We start from the raw sequence: 17,229 nt of genomic DNA on the forward strand, positions 1-17,229 counted from the left end.
GCGGTCCTGCGGTCCTGCGGTCCTGCGGTCCTGCGGTCCTGCGGTCCTGCGGTCCTGCGGTCCTGCGGTCCTGCGGTCCTGCGGTCCTGCGGTCCTGTGGTCCTGCGGTCCTGCGGCCCTGCGGCCCTGTGGTCCTGCGGTCCTGTGGTCCTGCGGTCCTGCGGCCCTGCGGCCCTGTGGTCCTGTGGTCCTGCGGTCCTGCGGCCTTGTGGTCCTGCGGTCCTGCGGTCCTGCGGCCTTGTGGTCCTGCGGTCCTGCGGTCCTGCGGCCTTGTGGTCCTGCGGTCCTGCGGTCCTGCGGTCCTGTGGTCCTGTGGTCCTGCGGCCTTGTGGTCCTGCGGCCCTGCGGCCCAGTGGTCCTGCTGCCCTGCGGCCCCCAGGCCTCGCGGCCCCGCGGTCAGGGGGTTGTGTTCGTGCCGGTTCTGGGTTCGGTTGCGGTGGCGTTGCGGGACGGGGCGCGTCGTCTGCGTATGGTCCGGGCCACGACGCCCGTCGCGCCCGCCAGACACAGGCCTGCCACGACGACGGGGATCACCACGAACCACGGCGTTTCCCAGAGGCCGCCCGCGCCACCTGCGTAGATGACGCCCGCGAGGGCGAAGAAGGCGCCGGCGACCAGCCTGCCGGGCCGGAACTCATGACGCAGCACGGGCCACCTCCGCCTGTCCGACTCCCACCTGGAGGTCGAGGTCGATCGTCCCGGCGTCCGTCCTGCCCGAGATCGGCGACAGGGTCACCTCCTTGTGCTTTCCCGGCTGCACGTCCACGTCCTTCTCGTCGTCACCCGGTAGCTGGATGTCTCCCAACCCCACGTCGATCCTCAGTTTCACGGTCACGTCCGGCGGCACGATCACCCGCAGTCGGCCCGCCCCCACCTCGGCGTTGGTACTCACCGTCTGCCCCTTTGTCAGTTCCAGTCGGGACAGGTCCAGCGTGCCGTCGCCGGTGCCCAGGTCGTAGGCCGGGCTGACGTCCGCCACTGCCGTGGGCTGCCACCTCGTGTCGATCCAGTGCGTGCCGATGTCCTTCGGCACGACGGCCGCGCCGGCCAGCAGGCCCGCCGTGACGATCGCCAGGAACACCGAGCCTGCGCCCGTCCGCCCCAGGAACGAGCTGACCGCGATGCCCACGCCGAGCACGATGAGCGCCGCCGCCAGGCCGGCCTGCAGGCTGGTGCCGAGCGGGTGGTCGTCCCAGGTGAGCCGGCTGACGAGGCCGCCCGCGACCATGGCCAGCAGGAAGAGCCAGCCGCCGATCCAGCGCGGCCCGCGTGGTCCGGCGTAGCGCTCGCGCGGGGTGCGTATGTCCTCCGGGCGGCGCGTGTGGCCGATCAGGTCGACGTTGACGGTCTCCGTGATGTCCCGCCCGCGGGCGTCCCACGGCCCCCACAGATAGCCTGTGCCGCCGTCGTGCGTGCCGTCCTTGACTATGGGGTCACGCCACCAGGACGGGTAGCCGGTGGGGGCCGGCGGCGCCTGGGCCTCCGGCGGGGCGTCGGCCACGGCCTGGGCGGAGAGCGGGTCGGCGTCGGAGGACTCCCGGTTCCGCGACCAGTACCCGGCGCCCGCGAGGAGCAGGGAGACGACGACGGCGAAGGTCAGCACGCTGCCGTTGTTCAGCATCGTCAGGAACACCCCGCAGCCGACCAGCGCGAACAGCACGGCCGCGAGGGCCTGGCCGTCGACCCGGCCGGTCAGGAGCTTGCGCACCTCGTTCTGCCCGTCGTCGGAGTAGGGGACGAAGAGCCAGGCGAAGCCGTAGAAGATGAGGCCGATGCCCCCGGTCGCGGAGAGCACGGCGAGTGTGATGCGGAAGATCACCGGGTCCATGTCGCAGTGCCGCCCGAGGCCTGCGCACACCCCGGCGAGCACCTTGTGCTCGCGGTCCCGCCGGAATCTCGGCGGAATCTCGGCGGCTCCCGTGGCGCCCACTGCTTCGGCGGCTGCCCCGCCAGTCGAGCCGGCCTGCGCCCTGGCGGCGGCGGAGGCGGCTGTCGCGGCCTCGGCCGCCGCCTCGGCCGCCGTCCTGGCCTCCGTGTCCTCGGACGGGCCGTGTCCTTCACGGCCTCCCTGCTTTCCGTGCGCGCCCGCCCGCCCGTGCGCGCGAGGGTTCTCACCCGCGGCGCCCGGGGCGCCGGAGGACGGGGCGGCCGCGTCGGGCGCGGTGCCCCCGTCGGGCACGGCGTCCGCGGCGTGCTGGTGATCTGTCATGACTCCATGGTGGCGGGAGAGCCGTCCTCGCGGCAGTCGGAATGACCCTGGTCGGACCCTGATATCGGCCCTGATCCGGGGCCGGGGACGTGTTCGACCTGCGAGGGCCTCGAAGATCAGGGGCGTCTCGGGGATGAACCCTGATGCCTGGCAACGGCCCCCGTGTGACCATCGTTGGCATGCCGGAAGCCGCAGCAGCGCCACTCGTCGAACCGCGGCCCCCGCGCAAGCTCTACCGCAGCAGCGACGGACGCTGGCTGGGTGGCGTGGCGCGAGGGCTCGCCGGGCATCTCGGGCTGCCTGTGGTGTGGGTGCGGCTCGTCTTCGTCGGCCTGTTCATGGCGGACGGCCTCGGCGCCCTGCTCTACGCGGCCTTCTGGTTCTTCGTGCCGCTCGGGATAGGCGGTGTCGGCGACCAGAAACCGCCGGCGTTCGTCGCCACCGAGACGGCGCCCGACGGCCGCCGCAGACTCGTCGCCCGCAAGCCGGACAAGGGGCAGATCGTCGCCCTGCTCCTCATGGTCGTCGTCGCCATGGTCTTCGTGGGCAACGTGAACCTGGGCAGCGGCGCCAAGGCCTACCTCCTGCCCGCCGTCCTCGTCGGCGCGGGCGTCGCCCTCGTCTGGCGTCAGGCGGACAACGCGCGGCGGGCCCGCTGGGTCGAGGTCGGCCGCAGACGCCGTACCCTCACGCTGCTGCGCGCGGGCGCCGGTGTCCTGCTGGTCACCGCCGGCGTCTCCGGCACCTTCGTTCTGCAGGGCTCCGCCGCCCACCTCGGCTCCGTCCTGCAGGCGGCGCTCGCCGTGATCGTCGGCATCACGCTCCTCGCCGGTCCCTACCTGGTCCGTATGACACAGGACCTCTCCGAGGAACGCCTGATGCGCATCCGCGCCCAGGAACGCGCCGAGGTCGCCGCTCACGTCCACGACTCGGTGCTGCACACCCTGACCCTGATCCAGCGCAACGCGGAGAACGCGGGGGAGGTACGCCGCCTCGCCCGCGCCCAGGAGCGCGACCTGCGCACCTGGCTCTACAAACCCGAGGGCACCGGCAAGGAGGAGGTCGACGAGCCGACCACGGTCGCCGACGCGGTGCGGCGCAACGCGGCCGAGGTCGAGGACAAGCACGGCGTCCCCATCGAGGTCGTGGTCGTCGGCGACTGCCCGCTCGACGACGGGGTCGGCGCACAGATGCAGGCCGCGCGCGAGGCGATGGTGAACGCGGCCAAGTACGGTGGCGAGGGAGGCGCCGTGCAGGTCTACGCCGAAGTCGAGGGCAGGACGGTCTTCGTGTCCGTCCGTGACCGCGGACCCGGCTTCGACCTCGACTCGATACCCGCCGACCGCATGGGCGTTAGAGAATCGATCATCGGCCGCATGGAGCGCAACGGCGGCACGGCGCGGCTGCGGGCGGTCCCGGGCGGCGGCACGGAGGTCGAGCTGGAGATGGAGAGGGCGGAGAAGACGTCATGAGCGATCCGACCGAGAACGATCCGACCGAGACGAACGGCACGGCGGGGGCGGCGGGGGCAGCGGAGCCGGCCGAGCCGGCGAAGGCCTCCGGCGACGGCACGGGCGGGCGCCACGTGCGCGTGGTCCTCGTCGACGACCACCGGATGTTCCGTACGGGCGTCCAGGCCGAGATCGGCCAGACCGAGCAGACCGGCGTCGAGGTCGTCGGTGAGGCGGCGGACGTCGACCAGGCGGTCACCGTCATCACCGCGACCCGGCCCGAGGTCGTCCTGCTCGACGTCCACCTGCCGGGCGGCGGCGGGGTCGAAGTGCTGCGCCGCTGCGCCCCGTTGATGGCCGACGCCGAGCAGCCGGTGCGCTTCCTCGCCTTGTCGGTGTCGGACGCGGCGGAGGACGTGATCGGGGTGATCCGCGGTGGCGCCCGAGGCTATGTCACCAAGACGATCACCGGGACCGACCTGGTCGACTCCATCTTCCGGGTGCAGGAGGGCGACGCCGTGTTCTCGCCGCGTCTCGCCGGGTTCGTCCTCGACGCGTTCGCCTCGACGGACGCGCCGCCGGTCGACGAGGACATGGACCGTCTCACCCAGCGTGAGCGCGAGGTCCTGCGGCTCATCGCCCGTGGTTACGCCTACAAGGAGATCGCCAAGCAGCTCTTCATCTCCGTCAAGACGGTCGAGTCGCATGTCTCGGCGGTGCTGCGCAAGCTCCAGCTGTCCAACCGTCACGAACTGACCCGGTGGGCCACGGCACGGCGGCTGGTGTGACGGACGGGGCGCCGCCGGGTGACGGTCACGGCTGAGGAACCGAGGCCTCAGACCACTCGGGTCGCGCCCGCGAACGGCATCTCGTCGATCGGTGCCACGCGCACCGGGGCCGACGGGTTCGGTGCGTGGATCATCTGGCCGTTGCCGATGTAGAGACCGACGTGGGTGATGCCGGAGTAGAAGAACACCAGGTCGCCCGGGAGGAGTTCGGAGCGGGAGATCCGCTGCCCGGCGCCGATCTGGGCGTAGGTCGTACGGGGGAGGGAGACACCGGCGGAGCGGTACGAGGCCAGGACGAGGCCCGAGCAGTCGAAGGCGTTCGGCCCGGTCGCGCCCCACACATAAGGGCTGCCGAGCTTGGAGTAGGCGTAGGAGACGGCGGCCGCCGCACGGGAGTTGGGGGCTTCGGCGGTGGTGGAGCCGGGTGCCTGGAGGTCGGCGCGGCCGGTCGCCGCGGCGCGTGAGGCGCGGTCGCCCGCGGCGGTGCCGCCCGCTTCCTCGCCGATCCGGGACCGCTCCGCCGCCGTCAGCTGGGACAGCAGGCGGCGTGCCGCGCCGAGCTTGCCGGTGATCGTTTTCTTGTGCGTCCTCAGCTCGGCCTGACGCGTCTTGAGCGAGGTCAGTTCGACGCGCGCGGCGCCGCGCAGCTGCTCGATCTCCCGCAGCTGTCTACGGACCCCGGCGACGGCGGCGGACTGGCGGTCGCCGGCCCGTTCGGCGAAGGCGGCGCCGTCCAGGTACCGGTCGGGGTCGTCGGAGAGGGCCAGCTGCACGGCAGGGTCGAGCCCGCTGCTGCGGTACTGCGCCGCCGCCATCGAACCCAGCGCCTCCCGCGCCGAGTTGAGCTTCTCCTCCTTGCGTGCCGCCTCGTCACGCAGGGTCGCCAGCCGCTGCTCGGCCGACTTCGCCTTCTCCTGCGCGCCGTTGTACTTCTCGGTGGCTTCCTCCGCCTCCTGGTACAGCTTGGCCACCTTCGCCTTGACCTGGGCCGCAGTCAGGTTCGGCTCGGCCTGTCCGGTCCCGTCGAAGGCCGTCGCCGTCGCCGCGCCCGCGAGGGCGAGGGTGAACGCCGTACGGGCCGTCTGGCCGCCGAGTGAGCGCTGTCGGGGCTTGCGGTGCGCTGCCACTGGGACTGCACGTCCTTTCGTACGACCGCCTCGTCCGTCCTCCGCACGGCTACCGGGTGACCGTCGTGGGGGGAGCGGACGGACGGCCTCGGGGAGCGGCTGACGCGTCCGGCGACGGCCCGCACGGGGGAGCGGGGCGCGCCGCCGGACTTCTCGGCGGTGATGGCCGACTGCCGCCCCTGGCCCGGGCGGCGGTGGGGAGCCGGTCACCTGGGGGAGGACGCTAGGCCGGTTTATGTCGCGTCGGTAACGCGAAGTACGGAAGTGACGTGAGCGGACTGCCGGGTGACCGTATGTGTCCGACAATCCGGGCCGGGTGCGTCGGGTTCGCGCGGCGCGCTGACCGAAGCGGTGATTCCGGGACATCTTCGGACCGGCGGGTGCTATGGAGCGCATATATGCACATGCCGTAGGGAGGGCCGGTGTCGGGCGGCTCGGAGGCGGCTGATTAGCATCCGGCTTCATGGACGTACTCATCCATCTTTTCGTCGGTCTGCACATCATCGGCATCGCCGCGCTCCTGGGCGGCTTTCTCACACAGATGAAGGCGATGGGCCAGGGCACGGCACGGTTCGTTCCCGCGATGCTGCACGGCGCGGCGACGATGCTGGTCACCGGCGTGATCCTGGTCGGCCTCAACCAGGCAGACGACCAGCACGTCAACAACATCAAGATCGGTGTGAAGCTGGCGCTGCTGATCGTGATCCTCGGCCTCGTCTATGTGAAGCGGGACGACGAGAAGGTGGAGAAGCCCCTGTTCGGCCTGGTCGGACTGCTGACCGTGGCGAACGTCTTCATCGCGGTGCTCTGGACCTGACGGAGGCACGGCCCGCGGCGAGTGCCAGAGCGGCGACGGTCAGCCACGCCGCCACCGCCACCCACAGCAGCACCTGCCCCGGTCCCTTGAGCGCCGGGACGTCGACGGCGGCGGCCACGGACAGGGTCGCCGCTGCTGTCATCCCGATCGGGAACACCGTCGCCCAACGGCGCACGTCGTAGCGCGGCCGGGGCCACCGCACCTCGGCCACGAGCAGGAGTGCGCACCAGGCCAGGTCGAGCACCAGCAGCGTGACGGTCACCGTGCGCAGCACGCCGGTGTCGTCGCCGTTCCACAGGTACAGGCCCCCGTCGTCGGCCGCGAGGAGTTTCGCCCCGGCGAGCGCCGAGATGGCGAGGGCGCCGCCCGCGATCCACTGGTCCCCGGGGCCCTTGGCCACCTGACGCAGGTCGAACAGGGCCAGGGCGCCGCAGTAGAGCGCGATCCCGAGCCAGAACAGCACGAGCGCGGTGTGCGCGAGCCAGGCCGCGGACTCCGCCTCGGCGAGGACCGCTCCGAGCACGGCGAGTCCCTGCGTGGCCACGCAGCACAGGAACACCGCCCCCGGCATGCCCCGCCGCCACCGCCGTACGACGGTCACGAGCAGCACGGGCCACAGCACCGCGGCCAGCGCCAGCAGCGCCTCGGCCAGGGTCCGCCGGCCGAGCGCGCAGACGCCGGTGCCGAGCACGGTCGTCGCCGCCACGGCGGTCAGCGCACCCGGCGTGCCCGCCTCGGCCAGCCACCGCTCGCGCTGCCGCAGCAGCCGGACGACGAAGTCCGCCGCCAGCGCCGCCCACGCCACGCCCGTCATCGCCAGGGTGACGCGGGACAGGACGTCGTATCCCGTGAGGTGCAGGCCGATCGACACGATCCCGGTCGCCAGCACCGCGGCCCCGGCCGCCGGTGGCCGCCGCGCCCACCAGAGGCGCAGAGCGGAGCCGGGAGAGGGCGCGGGCGAGGGACGAGCCGAGGAGCCGGGCATGCGCCCGATGCTAAGGAGCACGCCACACCCCACGAGCGGGGCACGCGCGCGGGCGGCCAGAATTACGCGCGGGTGCAGGCGCGGAGCAGGGGCGCGCGGGGAGGCCGTGAGCGCGGGGTGTCCGGGGGCGCGGGGTGTCCGGGGGCCCGTGCAGGCGCGGGTCGTGCCACGCCGCCGCTCAGCGTGGCCGGCCCTCGCCCCCGCCGGCGGCGAAGCCCACTGCCCGACTCCGCCTTCGCCTCCGCCTTCGCGAACGAACCCCACGCGCGCGTGCGCCCGCCGCGACGCTCACGCGCGCGTGTCCGCCACGCAGGCCACGCGCGCGTGCCCCACCGGAAGCGGCTCGCCTACGCGCGCACGTCTGTGCTCAAGCCGGGCGTACCACGCTGTGGATGATCGACTCGCCGGCGTAGTAGATCGACTCCTCGCGGACGTAGGCGCCCGGCTTCGGGGCGTGGATCATCATGCCGTTGCCTATGTAGACGCCGACGTGGCTGACGTCGTCGTAGAAGAAGACCAGGTCGCCGGGCTGGGCATCGGCGAGGGAGACCGTGGTGCCGGCGTTCACCTGGTCGTAGGTGGTGCGCGGGAGGGTGACGCCGGCGGCCTTCCAGGCGGCCTGGGTGAGGCCGGAGCAGTCGTAGGAGTCGGGGCCCGTGGCGCCCCAGACGTACGGCTTGCCGATCTGCGCGCGGGCGAAGGCGAGCGCCTTCTCGGCCTTGGTGGCGTACGAGGAGTCCGCAGGGGAGGTGGACCCGGTCCCGGTCCCGGTCTCCGTGCTCGACGAGCCCGCGCCGCTCTCCTGCTGCGCCGCGGCCTGGTCCGCGGCCTGCTGTCGGGCGAGTTCCGCCGCCTGCCGGGCGGCCTCCTCCCGCTTCTGCGTCTCGATCGCCGCGAGGCGGGCCTTCTCCTGGGCCGTCAGCTGGGACAGCAGCTCGCGCGCGTCGCCGAGCTTCTTCTGGACGGTGGCCTTGGCGGTCTTCAGGTCGCTCTGCGTGTCGGTGAGCGATGCGAGGCTCTCCGTGGCCTCCCGGCGCTTCTGCATCGTCGCCGACTGCTCGGTGACGAAGTCGTCGACCGCACCCTTCTGGCGGTCGGTCAGCCGGCTCATCAGCTGGTTCTGGTCGAAGTAGTCCTGCGGGGTGTCCGCGAGCAGGAAGGTCGCCGTGTCGGGGGCGGAGGCGCCGGTGCGGTACTGGGCCGCGGCATAGGAACCCAGCTCCTCCCGCGCCTCGTTGAGCTTCTGGGTGCGCTGCGCGACGTCGTCCAGGAGGTTGTCGACCCGCTTGCGCTGCTTGGTCGTCTTCTCCTTGGCGGCGTTGTAGTTCTCGGTGGCCGACTCCGCCTGGCGATAGAGGTCGTCGACCTTCTTCTCGACCTCCTCCAGGCTGGGCTTGCCGTCGTCCGACGGGGTCGCGTTCGCCGTCTGGGAGAGCAGGGCCACGGACGTGAGCGCGGCGGTGGCGAGAGCGGGCGTGCGGATGCCTGCCACGCGCGGGCCCGCGGAGCGCGGCTTGCGGTGCTGCGACGCCAAGGGAGGCGACTCCTTCCAGTGCTCCGCCTACCGGGTTAGCTGTCGGGTTCGGGCGGGTAGATCATCGGAAGGGTTGCCCTACGGCCGCCTCCCCGAGAGGGAGTTGGGCCGATTCACCCCAGGGTTTCGGTGGGTCCCCGGCTCCGGCTGGCGCGAGCGGGCGCGTCGGATTCGGCGGAGGCCGCGCGGCCCGGCGGGGTTCGCCGGTGCGGGTCGTACGGCCTGTCCGGCACGGTAGCCAACTCGTGTGGCCCGTGTGAAGGTTGATGGGTGATATGCCCGATACGTCTTCGTGACCTCGGGCTGTGGTCTCGTGCTTCGACCATGTCCGTCGCGGATCGTGACGGCGGTCTGCCGGAGGGTGAGTGGGGGATGTTTCCGGGAGGGCGGCCGGTTGTCAGTGGCGCCCCCTAGACTCGGAGAGCGATGAGCAGCCTCTTTGACGACAGCTTCCTGGCGGACCTCCAGGGCCCCCGCGCCCACGAGGACGAACCCCCGCCGCCGCCCGAGGACGATCACGGACCGGAGTCGGTTCCGGACGATCTGTTCGGCGGGAAGTTCGACGTGCCCCCGGACCGGGACGCCTACTACCGCGACGGCGCCCCGCGCCCGGCGCTGGACGCGGCGGCGCTCCTGGAGGGGCTGAACGAAAACCAGCGCGCGGCGGTCGTCCACGCCGGCACCCCGCTGCTCATCGTGGCCGGCGCCGGCTCCGGCAAGACGCGCGTGCTCACCCACCGCATCGCCCACCTGCTGGCCGAGCGCAACGTCCACCCGGGGCAGATCCTCGCGATCACCTTCACCAACAAGGCCGCGGGCGAGATGAAGGAGCGCGTCGAGCAGCTCGTCGGCCCGCGCGCGAACGCGATGTGGGTGATGACGTTCCACAGCGCGTGCGTGCGCATCCTGCGCCGGGAGAGCAAGAAGCTCGGCTTCACGTCGTCGTTCTCGATCTACGACGCCGCCGACTCCAAGCGCCTGATGGCCCTGGTCTGCCGTGACCTGGACCTCGACCCCAAGCGCTACCCGCCCAAGTCCTTCAGCGCCAAGATCAGCAACCTCAAGAACGAGCTGATCGACGAGGAGGACTTCGCCGCCCAGGCCGCCGACGGCTTCGAGAAGACCCTCGCCCAGGCCTACGCCATGTACCAGTCGCGGCTGCGCGAGGCGAACGCCCTCGACTTCGACGACCTGATCATGACGACGGTCAACCTGCTGCGCGCCTTCCCGGACGTCGCCGAGCACTACCGCCGCCGCTTCCGCCACGTCCTCGTCGACGAGTACCAGGACACCAACCACGCCCAGTACGCCCTGGTCAGGGAGCTGGTCGGCACCTCCGAGCACCCCGTCGACGTGCCGGTGAACGAGTACGACGTGCCGCCCGCCGAGCTCTGCGTCGTCGGTGACGCCGACCAGTCGATCTACGCCTTCCGGGGCGCGACGATCCGCAACATCCTCCAGTTCGAGGAGGACTACGCGGACGCGACGACGATCCTGCTGGAGCAGAACTACCGCTCCACGCAGACGATCCTGTCCGCCGCCAACGCGGTCATCGAGCGCAACGAGTCCCGCCGCCCCAAGAACCTGTGGACCAACGCGGGCGCCGGCGCGCGCATCACCGGCTATGTCGCCGACACCGAGCACGACGAGGCGCAGTTCGTCGCCGACGAGATAGACCGACTGACGGACGCGGGCGACGCGAAGGCCGGTGACGTCGCCGTCTTCTACCGCACCAACGCCCAGTCCCGTGTCTTCGAAGAGATCTTCATCCGGGTCGGCCTGCCCTACAAGGTCGTCGGCGGCGTCCGCTTCTACGAGCGCAAGGAGGTCCGGGACGTCCTGGCCTACCTGCGTGTGCTGGCCAACCCGGAGGACTCGGTGCCGCTGCGCCGGATCCTCAACGTGCCCAAGCGCGGCATCGGCGAGCGCGCCGAGGCGATGATCGACGCCCTGTCCCAGCGCGAGAAGATCAGCTTCCCGCAGGCGCTGCAGCGCGTCGACGAGGCCTACGGCATGGCCTCGCGGTCGACGAACGCCGTGAAGCGGTTCAACGCGCTGATGGACGAGCTCCGTACGATCGTCGAGTCGGGCGCGGGGCCCGCGACGGTCCTGGAGGCGGTGCTCGAACGCACCGGCTACCTCGCCGAGTTGCAGGCCTCCACCGACCCGCAGGACGAGACCCGTATCGAGAACCTCCAGGAACTCGCCGCGGTGGCCCTGGAGTTCGAGCAGGAATCCGGTGCGGGGGAGGGCGAGGGCGCGACGCCGCCCGGGCTCTCCGACTTCCTGGAGCGGGTCGCCCTGGTCGCCGACTCCGACCAGATCCCCGACGAGCAGGAGGACGGCTCGGGCGTCATCACCCTGATGACCCTGCACACCGCCAAGGGCCTCGAGTTCCCGGTCGTCTTCCTCACCGGCATGGAGGACGGCGTCTTCCCGCACATGCGCGCCCTCGGCCAGACCAAGGAGCTGGAGGAGGAGCGCCGGCTCGCGTACGTGGGCATCACGCGCGCGCGTGAACGGCTGTATCTCACCCGGTCGTCGCTGCGCAGCGCCTGGGGGCAGCCGTCGTACAACCCGCCGTCCCGGTTCCTGGAGGAGATCCCGGCGACGCACGTGGACTGGAAGCGGACGGGGGCGACCGCGCCCGTGTCCTCCGGCCCGGTGTCCGGGGTGGCCGCCTCGCTGTCCTCGTCCCGCTCGCGTTCCTCGGCCGCGGGCGCGTCCGGCTTCGCGACCCGCCGGACGGCGGAGAAGCCGGTGGTCGCGCTGACCGTCGGCGACCGCGTCACCCACGACCAGTTCGGACTCGGCACGGTCGTCGGCGTGAAGGGCACGGGCGCGAATGCGGAGGCCACGGTCGACTTCGGCGACACCAAGCCGAAGCGGCTGCTGCTGCGGTACGCGCCGGTGGAGAAGCTCTAGACGCGAGAAGGCCCGACGTCGGCGGCCCGCAGGCGAGTTGCCTGGTCGCGGTCGCTTACGTCGGGTTGAGTCCGTGGCTGCGCAGCCACGGCAGCGGGTCGATGGCCGAGCCGCCCGCGGGCCGGACCTCGAAGTGCAGGTGTGGTCCGGTGGAGTTGCCGGAGTTGCCGGAGTAGGCGATCGGGTCGCCGGCCTGCACGGTCGTACCGGAGGAGACGCGGTAGCTGGAGAGGTGGCAGTACCAGGTCTCCGTGCCGTCCTTCGCCGTGAGGATCAGCATGTTGCCGTAGGCGCTGTTCCACTGCGTCCGCACGGTGCCGTCGGTCGCCGCCATCACCGTCGTGCCGTACGAGACGGGGAAGTCGATGCCGGTGTGCTGGGACATCCAGTTGATGCCGGCCTGGCCGAAGTAGGCGCTGAGGCCGTGCTGGGCGACCGGAAGGGCGTACTTGGGGCGCAGCCGCTCCTTGCGGGCCGCCTCCGCCGCCGCCTTCTTCTTCTCGGCCTCCTGCTGCTCCTTGAGGTCGATGCGTTCCTGCGTCCGGCTGGCCCGGTCGGCGAAGTCGTCGGCCCCGGCGCTGAGGGTCGCGAGCTGGGCGTCCAGCTTGTTGTTGGCGGCGGACGGCTTCACCGGCTGAGCGTCCGGCGCGGACGCCGTGGTGTCCTTGCCCTCGCCGCCGGTCAGCGTGCCGACCGAGGCCGCGGCGATCCCGGCGACGCCCATCACGCAGGCCGAGGGCACGGCCACGGTCAGCAGGGCGGAGCGCTTCGCGGGCATACGGCGCCGGGAGCGGTTCGCGTTGCGGGCGGCCGCCCGTCCGAGCGGGGCGGGGGCGGCCTCCTCCTGGTCGTCGAGGAGCAGAAGCGGGTCGCTGGCGGGCGACTCGCCCTCGGCCGGGGCGGGTTCGTCGGACCCGAGGTGCTGGAAGGTGGCGGTGGCCTGCTGGTCGAACGGGACCTCGGCCTGCTGCTCGTACTCGTCGGCGGCCTCGGCGGAGGTGTTCTCGCTGCCGTCTGCGTTCCACTGCGTGGCGTCGTACGCGCCGGTGTCGAAGGCCTGCGTGCCCCATTCCCACTGCTGGGTCTGGTCGGCCGGGCTTGCGGACTGGTCGGGCTGCAGCCATGCCGCGGCGTCCCACTGCCCGCTGGCATCGGGTGCCGTCGCCTGCTGGGGGACGGCGGCCAGGTGGTGGTGCTGGTCGGTGGACCAGGTGGTCGCGTCGTACACGCCCGAGTCGTAGGCGGCGTGGTGCTGGGCCGCGTACCCGTCGTAGTGCAGGGCCTGGTGGCTGCCGGTGCTCCAGTGGGTGCTGTCGTACGCGCCGGTCCCGCTGTCGCCCGGGAACTCGCAGAAGAGGGGGTCGGCCGCCGGGAAGTGCCCGGTCGGGTGGGCGCCGGCGTCGAAAACACCGGTCTCCTGGCCGTGGTACGGGGTGAAGCCGTCGTACGGGGCTTCCTGGGTGCCGTACGACGCGTAGTGCGCCGAAGCGGCGTCGGAAGCCGGGGCCGGGGGGGTCATCATCCCCGACGGGTGACGGTCGTTCACCAACTTCTCTTTCGCCGACAACAGGGGCTGCCAGAGCAGTGCGGCGACTGTACCCGTCGGTACGCGGGCACGACAATCTTCTGCAGGTTTCGTGCTCGCAGGAAAGGGGCATTCGGCCGTGTTTCGGGGGACGGCGGGCGCGGGTTTGGCCCTACGTTCGAATAGCGTTCGATGACGGAGGGGTGTCGGACGCTCGTGGCACGGCTGTCGGGGCGCGATCAGGCCACGGTGAGGCCGCCGGTGCGAGCGCCGGCGGATGCTCCCGGGTGCGCCGCGTCGGGGCTCGCGTCGAGGGCCTGGCGGATGCCCGTCGCGACGGCCGGATGCACGGGCAGGGCGAGGTGGCCGATGCCGGTCACCCGCACGTTCTGCGCCAGCAGGTCGGGGTGGTCGACGCAGGCGCTCTCCAGCGGGTCCATCAGGTGGTCGAGATCGCTCCAGAAGCTGACGAAGTGCGTACGGCAACCCGGCGCGGGCCGGGCGAGCTCCTCGATCACCTCCGACCCGGGGCGCATCTGCCGCACGATCGGGTGAGCGTTCGCCAGCGGCGCCACCCGGGTCCCCGAGTGCGGGGTGCCCAGCGTGACGAGCGTCCGGACGCGGACGTCACCGCCCAGCCGCTGCACGTAATAGCGGGCTATCAGGCCCCCCAGGCTGTGTCCGACCACGTCGACCTGCCGGCTTCCGGTGCGCTCGCAGATCTCCTCTATGTGCCGGCCGAGCAGCTCGGCCGCCGTGCGGATGTCGCACGTCAGCGGCGAGTAGTTGAGCGACTCCACCCGGTGCCTGCCGTGCTGGGCGAGACTGCGGCGCAGCAGGACGAACACGGAACGGTTGTCTATGAACCCGTGCAGCAGGACGACCGGAGGCGGGCCGACCTGGGCGGGCAGCTGGGCGGGGTCCGCGACGCCGGCGGCCCTGGGGAGCGCGGGCCGAACCGCGGCGCGGCGCTCCTGGGCGATGCCGGAGGGGTAGAGGAGCAGATGGCCCGCGAGGATCGCGAGGTCCAGCGCGGTCGCCTTGACGAGCGTCATGGAGAGCCCGGCCAGCCTGCTCGGAAGGCTGGGGAGACTGGAGATGTTGGGGATGGTCGCGAAGTTCGAGAGGTTGGGGAAGTTCCGAAGGGTCGGCAGGTCCGGCAGCAGATGCCGGTACGGCGGTAGAAAGGGCTGCAGTGCCCGTGTGACCTTCATGGCCGACCTCCTGTCGGCACGCTGAGGACTTCTCTGTCCCCCGTGTGCCCTCGTGAAAGTCGCGGTGGAGGAGGTCGATCGGGCACGAGAGGGTGTCGAGCGGGCGCGGCTGCGGCGTGTGGGGTGCGTGCCGTGCGTCCTGTGCACGGCGGGGGTGTGACACCCGTGACGCCGATGACGTGACGAGGATCCCTGCCGGTGTGGCGCGAGGCTCCCCGCTGTCGTGCCTACCTGCCCTACATGACCATCGTGCCTTCCGATGCGCCGTACCGCCACGCCACGCGGCCCGTGGCACGGCGGTACGGCGACCTCGTCGCGGCTCCCGGTGCGACTGCTCCCCCATGGCGCGGGGGAACAAGTGCGCGGTGAAAGTGTGTCCCTCCGTGTGATTTCCCCCTCGGTCCGCACCGTGAAACTGCCGGTTGCGGGATGCTGGCGATAACGTTCGTTCACTTCCCCGGGCGGTCTGGCACGGGGTGTCCGTGCCGTTGAGGATGGACGTAGTCGCTTCATGGAGGCAGTGATGGGTGTGGCAGCCGGTCCGATCCGCGTGGTGGTGGCCAAGCCGGGGCTCGACGGCCACGATCGTGGGGCCAAGGTGATCGCGCGGGCGCTGCGTGACGCCGGTATGGAGGTCATCTACACCGGGCTGCACCAGACGCCCGAGCAGATCGTGGACACCGCGATCCAGGAGGACGCCGACGCGATCGGGCTGTCCATTCTGTCCGGGGCCCACAACACGCTCTTCGCCGCGGTGATCGAGCTGCTCAAGGAGCGGGACGCGGCGGACATCCTGGTCTTCGGCGGAGGGATCATCCCGGAGGCGGACATCGCGCCGTTGAAGGAGAAGGGGGTCGCGGAGATCTTCACTCCGGGGGCGACCACCGCGTCGATCGTGGACTGGGTTCGGGCGAACGTGCGGCAGCCTGCGGGGGCTTAGCCGGTCCTCGTGCGCCTGGCTTGTGCGCCCGCCCGTCTGGGGGCTGGGCCCCAGCCCCCGTTCGACCCTCAAGGGGACTCGTCCTCGGACGCCGGACGGGCTGGACGCCCCAGCTCCTGGGTCATCACCGCTCTCAGTCTCAGCGTTCTCGCCAGTCGTTGGAATGCTTCCGACCAGTAGCCGGCGGCGCCGGGGGAGGCGTCCTCCGGGTCGTCCGGCGTGGTCAGGAGGGCGTCGAGGCGGCTTGCTTCCGAGGGGTCGAGGCAGCGTTCGGCCAGGCCCATCACGCCGCTGAAGCTCCAGGGATAACTGCCCGCGTCCCGCGCGATGTTGAGTGCGTCGACCACGGCCCGGCCGAGCGGCGCGGCCCACGGGACGGCGCACACGCCGAGCAGTTGGAACGCCTCCGACAGACCGTGCGCCGCGATGAAACCGGCCACCCATTGCGCCCGTTCGGCCACCGGCAGCGTGCTCAGCAGTTTCGCCCGCTCGGCGAGGGAGACCGCGCCGGGGCCGCCCGCACCGGGCGCCGACGGCGCGCCGAGCAGCGCTCGCGCCCAGCCGGCGTCCCGCTGTCGAACGGCGGCCCGGCACCACGCCGCGTGCAGTTCGTCGAGCCAGCCGTCGGCCACCGGCAGCGCCACGATCTGCTCCGGAGTACGGCCGCCCAGGCGCGTCGGCCAGGTGGCGAGCGGGGCCGCCTCGACCAACTGGCCGAGCCACCAGGACCGTTCGCCCCGACCGGGCGGGGCCTTGGCCGACACGCCGTCGCGTTCCATGGCCGGGTCGCACTCGTGGGGCGCCTCCACGAGCAGCGTGAGCGTGTCCTGGGTGTGGTCGACGGCCACGCACGCGCCGGCCCGGACCGCCATCCGCGCGGCGAGTGCCGAGCCCGGCAGCGCCGACAGCAACTCCGCGGCCGTCGCCCGCACGTTGCGGCTGCGGTCCGCCAGCGCCTGTTCCAGGAACGGCTCGTCCCGCGCGCCGAGGCCGGTGCGCAGCGAGTCGAGGAACATCAGCCGGTCCTCGGCGCGTTCCGTCGGCCAGGTGGCCGCCAGGAGCTCGCGGGCCGCGTCCGGGTCGCGGGAGCGGATCGACGCCAGGAGGGCGACCCGCTCGGCGAACAGGCCCTCCTGCCAGAGCTTTTCGGTGCGTCGGGCGTCCTCGGGCCCCGGCAGCGCCGGGCCGGCGCCCGGGGCCCCGCGCAGGGCGAACCGCCAGTCCGGGTTGAGTCGGGCCAGCCACAGGGCGCGCGGGCCGGCGAACTCCAGCGCCGCGGGCCGCAGGTCCGTACGCCCGCGGGCCGCGTCGAGCAGTGCGGGCAGGGACTCGGCCGGTGCGGCGAATCCGCGCGCGTTCACCGCGGTCAGCCATTGGGGCAGCAGTTCCATCAGATCCGGCGCCGTGCCGCGGCGGCCGCCTCCGCCGGTGCCGGAGCGGTCGGCCAGGAGCAGGGCGAGTCTGCGGGCCGCCGCGGTGGGCAGCGCCGGGCGCGGGTCCTCGGCGGTCGGCTCCGGGAGGGGGGCCGCCCGGCCCGGGCGCAGACCGGCCCGTCGGCGTACGGTCTCCGCGGCTGCCGCGTCCAGGAGAGCGGTCGGCGCGTTCCGGCCGGGCGCGGCGCCCGGGGGCGTACGCCGGTCCGTGCCGAGGAGGGCGGCGGTGACCAGGTCCTCCCAGGCCGGTGGCCGGGGCCCGGGCGGGGTGGCGTTCATGA

13 protein-coding genes and 1 riboswitch are annotated in these 17,229 nt (G+C 72.3%); of the genes, 5 read left to right on the plus strand and 8 right to left on the minus strand.

From position 1 onward, the window contains the following. Window positions 1-396: 396 nt before the first annotated feature. Together ACIBAF_RS19010 and ACIBAF_RS19015 are read right to left on the minus strand one after the other, a co-directional pair. On the minus strand, window positions 397-648 hold the full coding sequence (locus ACIBAF_RS19010; RefSeq protein WP_399464357.1) for a hypothetical protein: 252 nt from the start codon (window positions 646-648) through the stop codon (window positions 397-399). After that, window positions 635-2,209 (minus strand): PspC domain-containing protein, encoded by a 1,575-nt coding sequence (locus ACIBAF_RS19015; protein ID WP_399464358.1) that lies wholly within the window; start codon window positions 2,207-2,209, stop codon window positions 635-637. The genes ACIBAF_RS19010 and ACIBAF_RS19015 overlap by 14 nt, the downstream gene beginning before the upstream one ends. 143 nt (window positions 2,210-2,352) lie before the next feature. Between ACIBAF_RS19015 and ACIBAF_RS19020 the strand changes: the two genes are divergently transcribed. Continuing rightward, entirely contained in the window at window positions 2,353-3,681 is a 1,329-nt protein-coding gene (locus tag ACIBAF_RS19020; protein WP_399464359.1) for a PspC domain-containing protein, read from the plus strand. After that, a complete protein-coding gene (locus tag ACIBAF_RS19025; protein ID WP_399464360.1) occupies window positions 3,678-4,448 on the plus strand; it encodes a LuxR C-terminal-related transcriptional regulator in 771 nt (256 codons plus the stop codon). Before ACIBAF_RS19020 ends, ACIBAF_RS19025 begins: the two co-directional genes overlap by 4 nt. A gap of 47 nt (window positions 4,449-4,495) precedes the next feature. Here the strand turns inward: ACIBAF_RS19025 and ACIBAF_RS19030 are convergent, their stop codons facing one another. After that, entirely contained in the window at window positions 4,496-5,575 is a 1,080-nt protein-coding gene (locus tag ACIBAF_RS19030; RefSeq protein ID WP_399464361.1) for an NlpC/P60 family protein, read from the minus strand. 463 nt (window positions 5,576-6,038) lie between these two features. Between ACIBAF_RS19030 and ACIBAF_RS19035 the strand changes: the two genes are divergently transcribed. Next, window positions 6,039-6,392, plus strand: a complete 354-nt coding sequence (locus tag ACIBAF_RS19035) for a hypothetical protein (protein WP_399464362.1) — start codon at window positions 6,039-6,041, stop codon at window positions 6,390-6,392. Here the strand turns inward: ACIBAF_RS19035 and ACIBAF_RS19040 are convergent. Both ACIBAF_RS19040 and ACIBAF_RS19045 read right to left on the minus strand, forming a co-directional pair. Further along, complete coding sequence (locus ACIBAF_RS19040) at window positions 6,370-7,377, minus strand: tellurite resistance/C4-dicarboxylate transporter family protein (protein WP_399464363.1); 1,008 nt, start codon at window positions 7,375-7,377, stop codon at window positions 6,370-6,372. The two genes, ACIBAF_RS19035 and ACIBAF_RS19040, sit on opposite strands and share 23 nt — an antisense overlap. A gap of 367 nt (window positions 7,378-7,744) precedes the next feature. Continuing rightward, the gene (locus tag ACIBAF_RS19045; RefSeq protein ID WP_399464364.1) at window positions 7,745-8,911 is read right to left on the minus strand and encodes an NlpC/P60 family protein; all 1,167 of its coding nucleotides are present in this window, start codon (window positions 8,909-8,911) and stop codon (window positions 7,745-7,747) included. Between the two features lie 7 nt (window positions 8,912-8,918). Then, window positions 8,919-9,098, minus strand: a riboswitch (cyclic di-AMP (ydaO/yuaA leader). A gap of 239 nt (window positions 9,099-9,337) precedes the next feature. Between ACIBAF_RS19045 and pcrA the strand changes: the two genes are divergently transcribed. Further along, complete coding sequence (pcrA, locus tag ACIBAF_RS19050; protein WP_399464365.1) at window positions 9,338-11,836, plus strand: DNA helicase PcrA; 2,499 nt, start codon at window positions 9,338-9,340, stop codon at window positions 11,834-11,836. A 55-nt stretch (window positions 11,837-11,891) separates the two neighbouring features. Here pcrA and ACIBAF_RS19055 read toward each other — a convergent pair whose 3' ends face one another. Both ACIBAF_RS19055 and ACIBAF_RS19060 read right to left on the minus strand, forming a co-directional pair. Beyond that, entirely contained in the window at window positions 11,892-13,382 is a 1,491-nt protein-coding gene (locus ACIBAF_RS19055; protein WP_399464366.1) for a M23 family metallopeptidase, read from the minus strand. 218 nt (window positions 13,383-13,600) lie between these two features. Then, complete coding sequence (locus ACIBAF_RS19060; RefSeq protein WP_399464367.1) at window positions 13,601-14,575, minus strand: esterase/lipase family protein; 975 nt, start codon at window positions 14,573-14,575, stop codon at window positions 13,601-13,603. A 523-nt stretch (window positions 14,576-15,098) separates the two neighbouring features. Between ACIBAF_RS19060 and ACIBAF_RS19065 the strand changes: the two genes are divergently transcribed. Then, window positions 15,099-15,515, plus strand: coding sequence for a cobalamin B12-binding domain-containing protein (locus ACIBAF_RS19065; protein WP_099936101.1), 417 nt, complete (start codon window positions 15,099-15,101; stop codon window positions 15,513-15,515). A 68-nt stretch (window positions 15,516-15,583) separates the two neighbouring features. On the opposite strand, the gene ACIBAF_RS19070 is transcribed toward ACIBAF_RS19065, so the two are convergent. After that, window positions 15,584-17,227 carry a DUF5691 domain-containing protein gene (locus ACIBAF_RS19070; protein WP_399464368.1) on the minus strand — a complete coding sequence of 548 codons (1,644 nt, stop codon included), beginning with the start codon at window positions 17,225-17,227 and terminating at the stop codon, window positions 15,584-15,586. Window positions 17,228-17,229 lie beyond the last annotated feature (2 nt).

The sequence above is a fragment of the Streptomyces sp. NPDC051677 genome, from assembly GCF_044453465.1.
Lineage (GTDB): Bacteria > Actinomycetota > Actinomycetes > Streptomycetales > Streptomycetaceae > Streptomyces.